General features: G+C 38.6%; 15 protein-coding genes and 1 pseudogene. 9 read left to right on the forward strand and 7 right to left on the reverse strand.

The genetic code is table 11. The annotated features are described in order from the left end of the window. Window positions 1–505 precede the first annotated feature (505 nt). The 5 genes from ACFIMX_RS04965 to ACFIMX_RS04985 all read right to left on the reverse strand — a co-directional run bounded on the left by ACFIMX_RS04965 (window position 506) and on the right by ACFIMX_RS04985 (window position 4,632). Window positions 506–1,297: an inositol monophosphatase family protein gene (locus tag ACFIMX_RS04965; protein ID WP_375694107.1), complete on the reverse strand. Its 792-nt coding sequence runs from the start codon at window positions 1,295–1,297 to the stop codon at window positions 506–508. An 11-nt stretch (window positions 1,298–1,308) separates the two neighbouring features. Then, window positions 1,309–1,884: an elongation factor P gene (gene efp / locus ACFIMX_RS04970; protein WP_015856958.1), complete on the reverse strand. Its 576-nt coding sequence runs from the start codon at window positions 1,882–1,884 to the stop codon at window positions 1,309–1,311. A gap of 421 nt (window positions 1,885–2,305) precedes the next feature. Continuing rightward, window positions 2,306–2,719, reverse strand: a complete 414-nt coding sequence (locus ACFIMX_RS04975; protein WP_375640366.1) for a helix-turn-helix domain-containing protein — start codon at window positions 2,717–2,719, stop codon at window positions 2,306–2,308. A gap of 161 nt (window positions 2,720–2,880) precedes the next feature. Continuing rightward, window positions 2,881–3,924: a tetratricopeptide repeat protein gene (locus ACFIMX_RS04980; protein WP_375694108.1), complete on the reverse strand. Its 1,044-nt coding sequence runs from the start codon at window positions 3,922–3,924 to the stop codon at window positions 2,881–2,883. 342 nt (window positions 3,925–4,266) lie between these two features. After that, a complete protein-coding gene (locus ACFIMX_RS04985; protein ID WP_375694151.1) occupies window positions 4,267–4,632 on the reverse strand; it encodes a helix-turn-helix domain-containing protein in 366 nt (121 codons plus the stop codon). 495 nt (window positions 4,633–5,127) lie between these two features. Between ACFIMX_RS04985 and ACFIMX_RS04990 the strand changes: the two genes are divergently transcribed. The 3 genes from ACFIMX_RS04990 to ACFIMX_RS05000 are packed head-to-tail and all read left to right on the forward strand — an operon-like array spanning window position 5,128 to window position 5,604. Then, window positions 5,128–5,316, forward strand: coding sequence for an antitoxin (locus ACFIMX_RS04990; RefSeq protein WP_375619989.1), 189 nt, complete (start codon window positions 5,128–5,130; stop codon window positions 5,314–5,316). Next, window positions 5,316–5,450 (forward strand): hypothetical protein, encoded by a 135-nt coding sequence (locus ACFIMX_RS04995; protein WP_375694109.1) that lies wholly within the window; start codon window positions 5,316–5,318, stop codon window positions 5,448–5,450. The genes ACFIMX_RS04990 and ACFIMX_RS04995 overlap by 1 nt, the downstream gene beginning before the upstream one ends. Next, on the forward strand, window positions 5,410–5,604 hold the full coding sequence (locus ACFIMX_RS05000; RefSeq protein ID WP_375694110.1) for a type II toxin-antitoxin system RelE/ParE family toxin: 195 nt from the start codon (window positions 5,410–5,412) through the stop codon (window positions 5,602–5,604). The genes ACFIMX_RS04995 and ACFIMX_RS05000 overlap by 41 nt, the downstream gene beginning before the upstream one ends. Window positions 5,605–5,888: 284 nt before the next feature. Here the strand turns inward: ACFIMX_RS05000 and ACFIMX_RS05005 are convergent, their stop codons facing one another. Together ACFIMX_RS05005 and ACFIMX_RS05010 are read right to left on the reverse strand one after the other, a co-directional pair. After that, window positions 5,889–6,665, reverse strand: a complete 777-nt coding sequence (locus ACFIMX_RS05005; protein ID WP_375694111.1) for a TIR domain-containing protein — start codon at window positions 6,663–6,665, stop codon at window positions 5,889–5,891. A gap of 310 nt (window positions 6,666–6,975) precedes the next feature. Further along, window positions 6,976–7,638, reverse strand: coding sequence for a thiamine phosphate synthase (locus ACFIMX_RS05010; RefSeq protein ID WP_375694112.1), 663 nt, complete (start codon window positions 7,636–7,638; stop codon window positions 6,976–6,978). 365 nt (window positions 7,639–8,003) lie between these two features. On the opposite strand from ACFIMX_RS05010, the gene ACFIMX_RS05015 reads away from it, so the two are divergent. The 6 genes and pseudogenes from ACFIMX_RS05015 to ruvA all read left to right on the forward strand — a co-directional run bounded on the left by ACFIMX_RS05015 (window position 8,004) and on the right by ruvA (window position 12,568). Next, window positions 8,004–9,146: an OpgC family protein gene (locus ACFIMX_RS05015; protein ID WP_375694113.1), complete on the forward strand. Its 1,143-nt coding sequence runs from the start codon at window positions 8,004–8,006 to the stop codon at window positions 9,144–9,146. A 178-nt stretch (window positions 9,147–9,324) separates the two neighbouring features. Continuing rightward, the gene (locus ACFIMX_RS05020) at window positions 9,325–9,843 is read left to right on the forward strand and encodes a DUF1465 family protein (protein WP_375617868.1); all 519 of its coding nucleotides are present in this window, start codon (window positions 9,325–9,327) and stop codon (window positions 9,841–9,843) included. A 19-nt stretch (window positions 9,844–9,862) separates the two neighbouring features. After that, window positions 9,863–10,109, forward strand: a pseudogene (locus ACFIMX_RS05025) (DUF1465 domain-containing protein); the annotation flags it as partial. 211 nt (window positions 10,110–10,320) lie between these two features. Next, the gene (locus tag ACFIMX_RS05030) at window positions 10,321–10,443 is read left to right on the forward strand and encodes a hypothetical protein (protein WP_375640356.1); all 123 of its coding nucleotides are present in this window, start codon (window positions 10,321–10,323) and stop codon (window positions 10,441–10,443) included. Between the two features lie 981 nt (window positions 10,444–11,424). Beyond that, window positions 11,425–11,940, forward strand: coding sequence for a crossover junction endodeoxyribonuclease RuvC (ruvC, locus tag ACFIMX_RS05035; RefSeq protein WP_375640355.1), 516 nt, complete (start codon window positions 11,425–11,427; stop codon window positions 11,938–11,940). A gap of 13 nt (window positions 11,941–11,953) precedes the next feature. Next, the gene (ruvA, locus tag ACFIMX_RS05040) at window positions 11,954–12,568 is read left to right on the forward strand and encodes a Holliday junction branch migration protein RuvA (RefSeq protein ID WP_375617871.1); all 615 of its coding nucleotides are present in this window, start codon (window positions 11,954–11,956) and stop codon (window positions 12,566–12,568) included. Window positions 12,569–12,581: the final 13 nt, after the last annotated feature.

Below are 12,581 nucleotides of genomic sequence, written 5' to 3' on the forward strand. Positions count from 1 at the left end.
AGGAGAGGGCAGGCTTTGGTAGCCAATCTTTTTGCGTTGTGTAAGGGTGATTTCTTAAGAAGAGTAGGGGAGGTTTTTGCAGCAGGTGTATTTGTTGTTTTTGAGAGCGTTTTGTTTTTATGGTTCTTTTTGTTTTCTGGTTTGTTTGCAGAGGAATTGAGGAAACAACAGTGTCAATAATATTGGCTAGACTGTAATTGTATTTTTAGGTTTTTTTGGGGGCGTGATCGTTGGTGATGGTTTTGTGAACCTTTGTATACGGGGTGTTCTGTTGCAAATTTTTAGATTGTTTTTCCAAAAGCTCTCGGCTCGACTAACGGATAAGCTAAATCAAGAGTGGCAGTGCTAAGACAAGCGAAGTTTTATAAGTTCTCTCATCACAATTTTCCGAATTTTTTCATCATATTGTGTAATTTGATGAGATAGGTTGCGTGATGAGGAGTATTCAGAGGGGGACTCGTATTGTCTTTTAAAAAGATGTCCTTTTGAGAGCTTACTATGAGGACTAAATGCCTTTTTTGAGGGTTTTTTCTAATTTTAGGCGAATGTGTTCATTGCCGGCAATGATATTTTTTTTGCGAAATATATTGTTGCCGCCTTCTTTATCGGTGACAAAACCACCGGCTTCACGAACCATCAGTATTCCAGCAGCCATATCCCAAATTTGCAGGTTATCTTCCCAAAAGCCATCGGTTCTTCCAGCAGCCACATAAGCTAAATCAAGAGCAGCAGCACCAAAACGGCGAAGTCCGGCAACCTCTGCCATCACATTACGTAATTCAATAAGGTAGGTTCCATGATTTGGGTGTCCAAAATGAGGCATTCCTGTGGCAATGACACAATCTTCTAGTCTGCGTCGAGCAGAAACGCGACAGCGGCGGTCATTGAAAAAAGCACCACACCCGCGTTCTGCGGTGAAGAGTTCATCACTTACGGGATTGTAAATGACACCACCAACGATTTTTCCTTGGCTTTCTAAGGCAATGGAAACAGCAAAAAAAGGAATGCCATGGAGAAAATTTGTAGTACCATCTAAAGGGTCAACAATAAAACGGTGTTGTGAATCTTCTCCAATGATTTCTTCAGACTCTTCCATCAGAAAACCAAATTTGGGGCGCGCTTTGCTTAATTCATTGAAAATAATTTTTTCCGCTTTGCGATCTGCTTGGCTGACATAATCTGCTGGTCCTTTCAAAGACACTTGCAAATTTTGCACTTCACCGTAATCACGTACCAACGAGCGTCCTGCTTTCATTGCAGCTTGCACCATGACATTCATGACTGCAGAATGGGCCATTTTTTATTCCTTTATTTATCTTTTTCATTTGCACGACGCAAATAAATCAACTCATTGGTGTCTACAATGATACGTTCACCAGCATTCATAAAGGGGGGAACAAGAATACGAATCCCGTTTTCAAGAATGGCGGGTTTATAAGAGGAGGTAACCGTTTGTCCTTTGATGGCAGGATCGGCTTCTGCAATCGTGACAGCAACTTGATCAGGAAGTGAGATGCCAATAGGCTTTTCTTGATAAAGTTCAACTGTGACAGTCATCCCATCTTGGAGAAAAGCAGCACGTTCACCAACAAAATCCTTTTGAAGTTCTAGTTGTTCATAAGATTCTGAATCCATAAAGACCAAAGCATCCCCTTGTTGATAAAGAAATGTGAAATCTTTTTGTTCAAGGCGCACGCGTTCAACTGTCTCAGCAGCGCGAAATCGCTCATTAAGTTTTGTACCATCAATCAAATTTTTCATTTCAACTTGGTTAAATGCACCACCTTTTCCTGGTTTTACAGCGTTGCATTTAACAGCAACCCATAAGCTTCCTTGATGTTCGATCACATTACCAGGGCGAATTTCATTGCCATTAATTTTCATCGTTTCTATCCAATTCTATTCTTGCAAAAAGAACTCTCTTGTTGTCTTTATGGCGCTTTTCTTTGCTGCCTTTAACAGTCAAGCTCTTTTGTTATTTTCGGGCTAAAATCCCTTTGATTAACCTTGCTGCTCTCTCATGGTCCTATGTGCTCTTTATGGGCTTTCTCCTGCTTTTTGCAAAGAGAAAAGCTTAAGTAAAAAAGGACCTTTATGTATTTTTGCTTTTCAGTTCTTTGCAAGACCATAAAAAGCGCTCAGACGCAAGCTTTTTAAAAATTTGCACAAAACTTTTTGAGATTTTGGGGAAATTTATCCCGTTGTGTCGTAAAATATCATCATTGATGGCAATGATATAAGTTCCCTAAAACCATGAGGTGTTTTTAATTAAGAATATGTGATGAATATGTGAATACGGAGTTTATTATAAGTGTCTCATGGGATAGAGCGTGGTGTGTGTTATCGTAGGGTGTTCGTTTGTATTCTTATCAGAGATCAGCTGTAAAAAGGCTTTCTTTTTTACCGTTGTTAGAACTCTAAATCTTTTGAGCAGAAGGTATTCCTCTGTGCTTGATGCAATTTCATCATGGTGGTATGGGGGCTGGTGTTTTGTTAAGATATCGGCATAAAAAAAGGAAAGTGGAACATTCAAGATATCAGAAATTTCCATTAAACGCCCTGCGCTGACACGATTTAAGCCGTTTTCATATTTTTGAATTTGTTGGAAAGTGACACCTAAAGCGTGTCCTAAAGTTGTTTGAGACATTTTTAGCATTTTTCGTCTCAAACGAATTTTTTTGCCAATAAAAAGATCAATATTAAGATTTTGAGATTGCATTTTTCCCCGCCGGTTGCGAGCACCCTCGCGTTGGTATTCCGGGAGTCTAAAAACACTGACCTCGAATCAGCATTTTGCTTTTAGTGCTTAAAGCACCTGGACAGAGCAAAATCTCCCGGAATTTCTATAAATTTTATCTTTTTGAAGCAGAGAGGAGTATTTTAAAAAACAGGAAGGAGCTTTATTGCTTCTTTGTGCGCTTTTTCTAGTTGTGTCTTGTCCATGCCTTGGAGCATTATTTCAAGATCAGGAGCTTGCATTTTTGCCTCCTTTGCGAGCATATACCATGCCGCTGCCATTATTATATCGCCTTTTGTTCCTGTGCCATCTCGATAAAGCCTTGCAAGGGAAATCTGTGCTGGTGCTACCATGTTGATGGCATTTCTGTGAAGTAAATGAAAAGCACGCTGAAAATCTGTTTCTCCTCCACGCCCCTGTACAAGCCATTGTGCTAAATGAAGTTGAGCTTTTAAGTGGTTGTTTTGAGCTGCTACTTCCATGAGCTTGCGGGCATTGCGATCATCCTTTGGTCGTTTTAATGTGCCTAAGGAAAGAATTTTTGCAGCAGAAAAAGCCGCTTCAGCATCCCCAAGAGCAGCACCTTTTAAGTACCATTTTAATGCTTGCTCTATTGCTTCATTTTCACGACTTTGGGAAGAAACACCAGGGAGAGCTTGTTTTTCCTGTGAGGCTTTATAAAGAAGCAGTTGTCCATAATAAAAATAGGCTTCCTTGACGCCTGCATTGACAGCTTTTTGAATGAACTGTTCACCAAGTTCTTGATTTTGTTTTATAAAGTGACCATCAAACAACATAAGTCCATAGCGTAGTTGTGCTTGGGGTTCCCCCTGTTTTGCAGCGCGCTCAAACCATAAAGCAGCACGCGCACCGTCAATAGGAACAGCACATCCTTCCATATAAATTCGGGCAAGAAGAGTTTGTGCAAAAGGATCATTTTTTTCAGCACGTCGGAGTGCTTCACGAAAAGCTTTTAAATAATAACCTTGGATGTAATAGTCATAGGCTTGGTCATAGTCTCCAGCTTTTAAGGGCTGAAAAGGTTCTTGAGTGTTTGAAGCTTCTTGAATCGTATTGAAAGAGCTTTCAGAATTTGAGATTTCTTCAGTGTTTCCCGCTGAACTTACAGCAGAACTTGTAAGCCCAATCACGCCTAAGATAAGCAGCTTCACACTTCTCTTGATCATGGTGTTTTCTCCTCATTACCGATCAGAATTTTCACATTTTTTTTTCATCATTACAAGCCGTATAAGAATCTCATTTCTATATTACTTTTTATCTCTCAGTTTTTCGTCTTGGTTCAAGGTAGGGTTGGGTAAGTTAAAAAAGTAGCATAAATGTCGACGAGAGACAGACTGTTTAAAACAGTTCTGTTAAAAATAATAATGATGAAGGGTTATCGTATGTAAAGATGCTTATCTTCTATTATATCAAGGGCTTCTCCTCTTAAAATGAAAAAATGCTTACAATGGAGGTTGCTTTTTAAAATACGTATGAATGCTTATGAATAGTGCGCTATCCGTGTGATGTTAGCTTGCATTCTCATCAGAGATTAGCTGTAAAATGGCTTTCTGTTTTATCGAGGTTAGAACTCTAAATCTTTTGAGTAGCAGATATTCTTCTGTGCTTGATGCGATTTCATCATGAAGGTATGGGGGCTGTTGTTTTGTTAAGATATCCGCATAAAAAAAGGAAAGTGGAACATTCAAGATATCAGAAATTTCTTTTAATCGCCCTGCGCTGACACGATTTAAGCCGTTTTCATATTTCTGGATTTGTTGGAAAGTAACACCTAAATGTTGACCCAATGTTTTTTGAGACATTTTTAGCATTTTTCGTCTCAAACGAATTTTTTTGCCAATGAAAATATCAATATTAAGATTTTGAGATTGCATTTTTCCCGCCGGTTGCGAGCGCCCTCGCATGAGTATTCCGGGAGCTTGAAAGTACTGAAATCTAATCAGCTTTTTTTGCTTTTAGTGCTAAGAGCACCTGGACATAGCAAAAACTCCCGGAATTCCGGGATACCCACAAAGTGGGGTAAATTCATGTTTAGATTTTCGGGCTTTCAAGACCCTCTTGGTCGTTGCGTATGCGACCAAAACATCTTTTAATTCATAAAGTAATTTCAGAAAATTTACAATAAAAATAGTTTTTTACTTACAAAATTTGTTTTTTAATGAGAGGCTATCTGCCTCTTAAACCTTTCTGTAACAATTACCAAAATCATGACAACATCCCCGTATTTTTTGAGAGGGTTAGAAGGCCTTAAGTTTTAAGATCAAAAGAACTTTGGATGCTTAAAAGTTAAACATTTTCAATTCGCTAATATTGACAACATAGACAAGAGTAATTATCTTCAATATTCAGGAATAGAAAGGACATATATTATGAAGACCACCCTTTCTCCGCTAATTTCAGAGTTCGAAACCGTTGAACAGGAAAGCAGCTACACTGCATGGCTGCGCGATAAGGTAGCGAGAAGTCTTGCAAATCCATATCCTCCTATTCCGCATGATGAGGTTATGGCTGAAATGGAAGTTATAATCAGTCAGCTTGAAGCTGAACAGGAAAAGTGATGCTTCCGGTTGTTTGGTTGTCTTCGGCGCGCGACGATTTGCGTCAGATTTTAACGTATATTGCTCGCGAAAATCCATCTGCTGGCGCGCCGAATGAAAAGGTTTTTGGAAGCATCCGTACTGCCATTGGCTGAACATCCATATTTATACAGACAGAGTGAGAAGGTATTAGGATTACGAGAAATTGTAGCACATCCAAATTACCTTATATTGTATCGAGTAGCTGCAAATCAAATCGAAATTGTAGCTGTAGTACATGCCCGACGTGAATTTCCTATTTTTCTTTAATCTAATGAGAGGCTATCTGCCTCTTAAACCTTTCTGGAACAATTACCAAAATCATGACAACAGCCCCGCGTTTATCAAAGAGACTAAAATGATTTCTTCTACGGTAATGAATTCACACGCGGTCTCTTCATTTAAATTTACACAATTGCTTGCTGTTTGAGGAAGGGTGGGGGGATGATCGTTTCTCTGTGCTATAGGATGTGTGTCTGTGGCATGTGGTGGGGTGGGGTGCCTTGTAGTTTTAGGCGTGCACTTTAAAAAATAAACATAAGCATTATTCAAATTTAATTTAATGCATGAGTAATTTCATTTATATGAAAAGAGAAATCAGCTTCTTGTAAGCGCTTAATAAGTTTGGGAAATGTTTCTTTTACCTGCTCTTTAAAAGAAAGGTAGTAAACTCCACCAACATCTGAAGGCATTTCAATGCCTTCTTTTTGTAGAATAGCAATCCTCTCAAGAGGAAGCGCGGCAGCTAACATACCCATTTCGAAAATAACGTTTTGTCGTGCACGGGGTTGAATTTTTTCTTCAACCTTTTGTCGTGCACGGGGTTGAATTTTTTCTTCATCTTGAGATATAGCATAACCCATGTCATCATGCGTGAGGAGTACAATACCAAATTTTATAGAACCGTTACAAATTTCTTTTTTCAAAGTTTGAATGATGGTTAAACCATTACCACTCGTGTTTTGTAAAATGTATGGTTCGAGATCAAGCTTGAGAAGAGCATTTTCAAGCTCCGTTAAGGCATAACAATCATGACCATGAACGATAAAGATTTTTTTATTTGAGGTATTAGAGGCAGTTTTTGAGGAAGGAATCGTTGATGTTTCTTCTAGATGCTTTGCTAAATCTTCTATTAACTTTTGTTTTATGTTTTCTTTGCCTTGAACTTGAAGTTTTCCTGTGCTTTTATACCAATTAATAATGCCTCCTTCGTAGGTTTTGATCTGATATATTTCAGGGGAATCATGTTTTAGTAATTTACTTTCTATGATTTGATATCCAGCTTTGCAAATTATGTTTTTAAGATCTTCAAGTGTTCCTCTATATTGCATTTTTATGTCCCCTGCATATTCGTATCGTCAGCTATTGGTATTCAGCACCAATATTGAAAATGACCATTTTCCCCAATCATAATGCTTTGTCTTTATAAGACATAGAACGAGAAAGTTTTTATGATCCTTTTTTCTATATATTATATGAAAACAAGACGATAGATTTTTCATCAATTTGATTGAATTATTAAGCAATTTTATTGAGTTTCGAGGTATCCTCTTTATCTGTTATTGTGTGTTCTATATAAGTAATATAGTGGTGAGTATTTGGATTTTTATTAACGCTTTATTTATAAATTCTCCTCCTGTATTACAAGGGGGTGTTTTTACATTTTTCTTGCATTGTTTTAAGCAGTATTAAGGGGTTGTCGTTCCCAAAAATCACTTCTTCTACAGCAATGAATTCACATCCAGTCTTTAAGACTTCATCAAAAGTTGAAAAATCGCTTCCTGCTTGGATAATGGCGGGGGTTTGCATAATCTCTGCCCACCATGTTGCTAACTGGAGATTGCGGGGGTGCGCATGGGGTTTTTTATCAGCACCGAGTTTTCCAAAGAACAGGTAATCAACACCTGTTTCCGCTGCAAGCATAGCACTATGGCGATTGCGTAGATTGCCAAAGCCTATGATTTTTTGTTCCTTCTGCTGATTTTTGAAGCTTTCAAGAGCGTTAAGATCATCTTCTATGTGCAATCCATCAGCCTTTATGCGCCCAGCAATGCGGCTGTCATCAGCGATGAGAAGGGCTGCGTCATGATGTTGAATATCTTCTGCGTAAATTTGCGCTTGTTGTTGTAAAAAAGAGCTATCATCTTTCAACTTTTCAGAATCATAGAGGATGACGCATGCAAAAGACTTTGTTTGTAAAATTTGCTGCAAAAATGTTTGTGGGGTGTTGCGCCGAACATCAAGTGTTAAAATCAACTGAGGGAAAAGAGGTGGATCAATTGGTTTATTTTTTTGTTCTGTCATGTCAAATCCCTGTTTCTTAGAAAAAATAACGCTTAAAAATTAAAGTTTCATTCTATTATGCTTATTTGCGATGAAAGTGACCACCATTTTCACGTAATTTAAAGGATTTGTGGGTGTGTGGAAGCCTGCTTATGAGAAATGAGAGTGTTTTTAAGCATAATATGTCGCCTTTTTGCTGTGATACACGTATGGACGCTTTTCGTTCTTTTGCCTTTAAAAAACTTTTGCCTTTTAAAAAATAAACGCTTAAAATGAAACTTGACACTTAAAAATTAAAATTTCATCCTGTTCATGCTTGTTGGCAATAAGGGTAAGCACCATTTTTATGGGACTTCAAGGGGTTTGCAACGTGTGGGAGTCCACTGATGAAATACCAAGGTGTTCTTGAGTATAATACACAATCTTCTCATCGAGATACACGTATTGATGTTTTTCGTTCTTTAGCCTTATTGACGATTTTCATTAACCATATTCCCAGAACGATCTATGAGTCTTTTACTCATAGAAATTTCGGTTTTTCTGATTGTGCAGAAATATTTGTTTTGCTTTCAGGGGTTTCTCTGGGGTTAAGCTTTCATGCGCGGTTACAGCAAAAATCCTTTGCTTTTATCATCCGAAAACTGTGGTACAGAGCTCTGCAGCTCTATGGCGCATATCTTTTTACTACTTTTGTCATGTTAAGCCTTTTTTTTGCTGCCTTTTTATTATGGCGAACAGAAAAACTTTTATCGATGAATAATGTGGGACTCTTTTTTAAAGAGCCTGGTATCGCATTTTTGAGTACCTTAAGCTTTGGGCATCAATTGGGATATAATAATATTCTTCCTCTTTATATCGTTTTGATGTTTTTTGCGCCTTTTATCCTTTATTTGAGTTGTAAGCAGACAAAATGGCTGCTTTTGGGCTCCTTTACACTGTATCTTATCTGCGGATTTTATAAAATTGCTCCTCCTTCTTATCCTTTAGAGGGAAAGTGGTTTTTAAATCCTTTGTCTTGGCAATTCTTATTTGTCATAGGATTGACCAGTACTTTAGCGCTTAAACAAGGAAAAAAAATCGCTTTTCAGTCTTTTTGGATTGTTTGTGCGGCAGCGTATCTCTTGTTGGCGCTGTTATGGGTTCGCTTAAACTGGTGGGGCATTTTGGGGTGGCTTGGCTGGTCTTCCCCATTGTTGAACTTTAATAAAACCTTTTTAAGCTTGCCACGTTTACTCCATGTTCTTGCATTAGCCTTTCTCATTCTTTCTTTGCCGCGCATCAATAAATGGTTTTATGTTTCTCAGAAACATCCTTTAGCAATTTTAGGAAAACATAGTTTACCGGTCTTTGTAACGGGAACCATTTTTGCGATGTTTGGACAAATTATAAAAACAGTGATGACAGAAACGGTTTTTTCCGATACCTTCTTAATAATAACGGGTATTGCTTTGCAATTTGGAGTCGCTTATTATTGTGAGAAACGGCAATCTTGGCAGTGGTCCTTTTCAAGGAAAATGATCCGTTTATAAAAAACATTCCTATAGTGTTTGTTGGGCACGTTAACCTTAGTATAAAAAGTGCGTTGCGCAAAAAAATTAAAAGAGGTAGCAGTTTAAAAAAAGCGTTCTATACAGCAACAAAAGAAACTTTTTAATACTCTGTTCGTTGAGGGGTATGATTTTGTGCTGATACTTGGAGTATAAAAGCGTGAGTGTACATAAACGTCCATATGATGAACCTATTATCATGATTGAGCATAATGCTTTTGAAAATGCTTTTAATCGTCTCTACGAAGAAACAATGGCGCTGATTGAAAAAACCGCAGCGTATATTGACTCAGAAGGGAAATTAGTGGCACGCTCTCTTTCGGCAGAGGTTTCTGCAGTCTATGCGAAAGAGGCTATGTATTTAAGTACACGACTTATGCAAATCGCTTCTCAACTCCTTCTTCTTCGCGCAGAGCGTGAAGGGGAAATGTCATCAGAACAAATAAAAAAAGAAATTGTAAAAGTGTCACTTCATACACCGACATTGGAACTTGAAACCCCTCATTGGCATGAATTGCCAGAAATTTTTCGCCAATTTGTTTCTCATTCATTGCGTTTAGAAGCGCGGATAACCTATATGCGTGCTGGGTGGGAAACTGCGGACTCCTGTGCTCTAGAAGATGATAATCCAGTGGGAAAACAAATCGAATTGCTCAAAACAGCCTTTGGGCGTTCTTAGAGGTACTCCCCTTGTTTTGCGTGAAGGGGAAATATCATCAGAACAAATAAAAAAAGAAACTGTAAAAGTGTCACTTCATACACCGACATTGGAACTTGAACCCCCTCATTGGCATGAATTGCCAGAAACTTCCCGTCAATTTGTTCTCATTCATTACGTTTAGAAGCGTGCATTTTGTTTCATTTAGAGATGCGGCTGTAGTTTAAGCACTTTGGTCAATAAGCGGCGGCTGTATCTTGAACGATGATAATCCAGTGGGAAAATAAATCGAATTACTGAAAACAGCTTTTGGGCGTTCTGAGAAAAATAGCTTCTTGCTTCTTTCTTGCGATATTTAGAGCAGTATATCCATTTTTTACAACCAAAATTTCACAACTAAAACCAATCTAGAGTGCTTTTTTCTGCCTAATTTCTATTTGAGCGTAGGAAATATCTTGAGTTTATAGCTGAGAGAGGGATAGGTATTGATTTCGAATTATGGCATGGAATAGGGTATGGTTGGTCTTTGTGGGAAATCGACTTTGGTTGATTGCAGCTGGAACACTTTCTGTTGATCTATCGTGTGATTTTGTTTTGGCTCTGATAATGATTAGACGCTAGATAGAGCAGGGGCTTGTACATTAATTTATTTATGCTCTATAATTTATGCCTATAAAGTTGCTGTAAAGTGTGTGTTAATGAGGATAATACACATTGTTGCAGTTTTGGGGCTTCTTTTGTTTTGAATGGAAGTTATTTCCCTCGCGTAAAATAAAATATCCAAAATAAAGTGCCATATAATGAACATCCCATGGGTTCCTTGTGCCCCCATGCAATGTCCCTCTCTATGCAATGTTCCTCTTTACATAATGTCATTGTGGTGTGATGAGTATATTCAAAAACACCTCTCAGTTCTTATTCACATCCGTTGAGCCTCTCTCATTTTTACGCTTGCAAGGGAAAAAGCCGGCATTATCATCATCTTTTGCCAGTCCCCAATGTTGCAACAGCCTTTGGCGCTTGAGACAATTCATTAGAGGCATTTTTAGTCCTTTCTTGTACAGTTTCACTCTATACGGCAATCCCACGTTTCATATGTAAGCGAATGGTTTTGATTGATTCAAGATAAACAGATTTGTAATGAGAAAATCTTAGGATATTCGGGATTCTTATGCAACATACAAAATAATTAATTACCATTATAAATCAATGTGTTGATTTATAATGGTAGCGTCATGCTATAATGTAAAAAGTTTTCGCAAAGTGTGTACCATCCATTGCATAGCCTCTTTACACTTATGAATGTACAATCCAGCACTCTCTATTTGCTCGCTTGCGATGTTTAACCGTTATGGCATTAGATATGATATAGAAAGGGAATTTTTATGCTTTAGAGGGTGCTTGCTTGTAATGTGTGAATGGTTTTGATTGATTTCAGTTATGCTTCATAAAGTGTGTTCCATAAAGATGCTGTTCGTTGTGTGTTATAATTGTATAAATTTGGGGGTATGATTATCTTTTTACTGGTTTTGTCTTGGGTTGTTGTTTTCTTTGTGGTCTTGTCTTTATTCACAAGGGGGAAAAGTGTATAGACTGTAGTTTATGGCAGAGACGATTCGTATTATAGGCATTGATCCCGGATTACGGCGTACAGGGTGGGGCATTATCGATGTTGTGGGTAATCGTCTTCAGTTTATTGCAGCAGGGACGGTTTCTTCTGATGTACAGTGTGAGCTGGCTTCCAGGCTATGTCAGATCCACAAAGGTCTTTCAGAGGTTGTGCATCAATTTATGCCCCATGAAGCTGCTGTAGAACATGTGTTTGTCAACAAAGATGCTACAGCAACTTTAAAACTTGGGCAAGCGCGTGCAATTGCATTGCTGGTTCCTGCGCAAGCAACTCTTCCTGTTTTTGAATATGCGCCCAACAAAGTGAAAAAATCGGTTATTGGTGTTGGACATGGGGCTAAAGAACAAATCCATATGATGGTCAAAGTTCTCCTCCCACGGGCTGAATTTGATAGCAGTGATGCAGCTGATGCTCTTGCTCTTGCTCTTTGTCATAGTATGCATCGTAAGAGTATTGACCGATCTTATCAGGCTAGGATGGCGATATGATTGGGGTGAAAGCATGATTGGCAAATTAAAGGGCACTCTTGAGCATATCTTTGATGATCATATCCTTCTTGATGTTCACGGTGTGGGGTATGTTGTTTTTGTGTCAAATCGTCTGCGTCCTTCTTTACCCTCGGTTGGGGAGGCGTTAAGCCTTTTTATTGAAACGCATGTTCGGGAAGATGCAATCCGCCTTTTTGGTTTTGCTACAAGAGCTGAACAGGAGTGGTTTTGTCTTCTACAAAATGTTCCTGGAGTAGGGGCAAAGGTTGCTTTGGCAATCTTGGGTACTTTATCGCCAGATGAACTTGCACAGGCTATTGCTTTAAATGATGTTGCGATGATTAGTCGAGCGCCGGGCGTTGGTAAAAAAGTCAGTGAAAGAATTGTGGGTGAACTGAAAAGTAAAACACTCCCCTTTGAACAGGCGGTCAAGACTGTTTCTGTTCCTCAGCGTGAGATGACCAATCAACCTGCGCATGATGCGCTTTCCGCGTTGATGAAGCTAGGGTTTGAACGGGAACATGCATCCCGTGCTCTTGCTCTTGCGATGAATGCTCTTGAGGGGGAAACTGTTTCTTCTGCCCTGCTGATCCGCCATAGTCTCAAATTGCTTTCTTCTCCTACTTAAAATCAAGGTAACA

It is taken from the genome of Bartonella sp. AD24XZML (assembly GCF_042196485.1).
In the GTDB taxonomy this organism is placed as follows: domain Bacteria; phylum Pseudomonadota; class Alphaproteobacteria; order Rhizobiales; family Rhizobiaceae; genus Bartonella.

Excerpts from the sequence above, each read along its gene's own strand:
- ACFIMX_RS04975 (WP_375640366.1), bottom strand. The coding sequence starts at position 2,719 with ATGCAATCTCAAAATCTTAATATTGATCTTTTTATTGGCAAAAAAATT.
- ruvC (WP_375640355.1), top strand. The coding sequence starts at position 11,425 with ATGGCAGAGACGATTCGTATTATAGGCATTGATCCCGGATTACGGCGT.
- ACFIMX_RS04985 (WP_375694151.1), bottom strand. The coding sequence starts at position 4,632 with ATGCAATCTCAAAATCTTAATATTGATATTTTCATTGGCAAAAAAATT.
- ruvA (WP_375617871.1), top strand. The coding sequence starts at position 11,954 with ATGATTGGCAAATTAAAGGGCACTCTTGAGCATATCTTTGATGATCAT.
- ACFIMX_RS05015 (WP_375694113.1), top strand. The coding sequence starts at position 8,004 with ATGAAATACCAAGGTGTTCTTGAGTATAATACACAATCTTCTCATCGA.
- ACFIMX_RS04980 (WP_375694108.1), bottom strand. The coding sequence starts at position 3,924 with ATGATCAAGAGAAGTGTGAAGCTGCTTATCTTAGGCGTGATTGGGCTT.
- ACFIMX_RS05000 (WP_375694110.1), top strand. The coding sequence starts at position 5,410 with ATGAAAAGGTTTTTGGAAGCATCCGTACTGCCATTGGCTGAACATCCA.
- ACFIMX_RS05005 (WP_375694111.1), bottom strand. The coding sequence starts at position 6,665 with ATGCAATATAGAGGAACACTTGAAGATCTTAAAAACATAATTTGCAAA.
- ACFIMX_RS04995 (WP_375694109.1), top strand. The coding sequence starts at position 5,316 with ATGCTTCCGGTTGTTTGGTTGTCTTCGGCGCGCGACGATTTGCGTCAG.
- ACFIMX_RS04990 (WP_375619989.1), top strand. The coding sequence starts at position 5,128 with ATGAAGACCACCCTTTCTCCGCTAATTTCAGAGTTCGAAACCGTTGAA.
- ACFIMX_RS05010 (WP_375694112.1), bottom strand. The coding sequence starts at position 7,638 with ATGACAGAACAAAAAAATAAACCAATTGATCCACCTCTTTTCCCTCAG.
- efp (WP_015856958.1), bottom strand. The coding sequence starts at position 1,884 with ATGAAAATTAATGGCAATGAAATTCGCCCTGGTAATGTGATCGAACAT.
- ACFIMX_RS04965 (WP_375694107.1), bottom strand. The coding sequence starts at position 1,297 with ATGGCCCATTCTGCAGTCATGAATGTCATGGTGCAAGCTGCAATGAAA.
- ACFIMX_RS05030 (WP_375640356.1), top strand. The coding sequence starts at position 10,321 with ATGGCATGGAATAGGGTATGGTTGGTCTTTGTGGGAAATCGACTTTGG.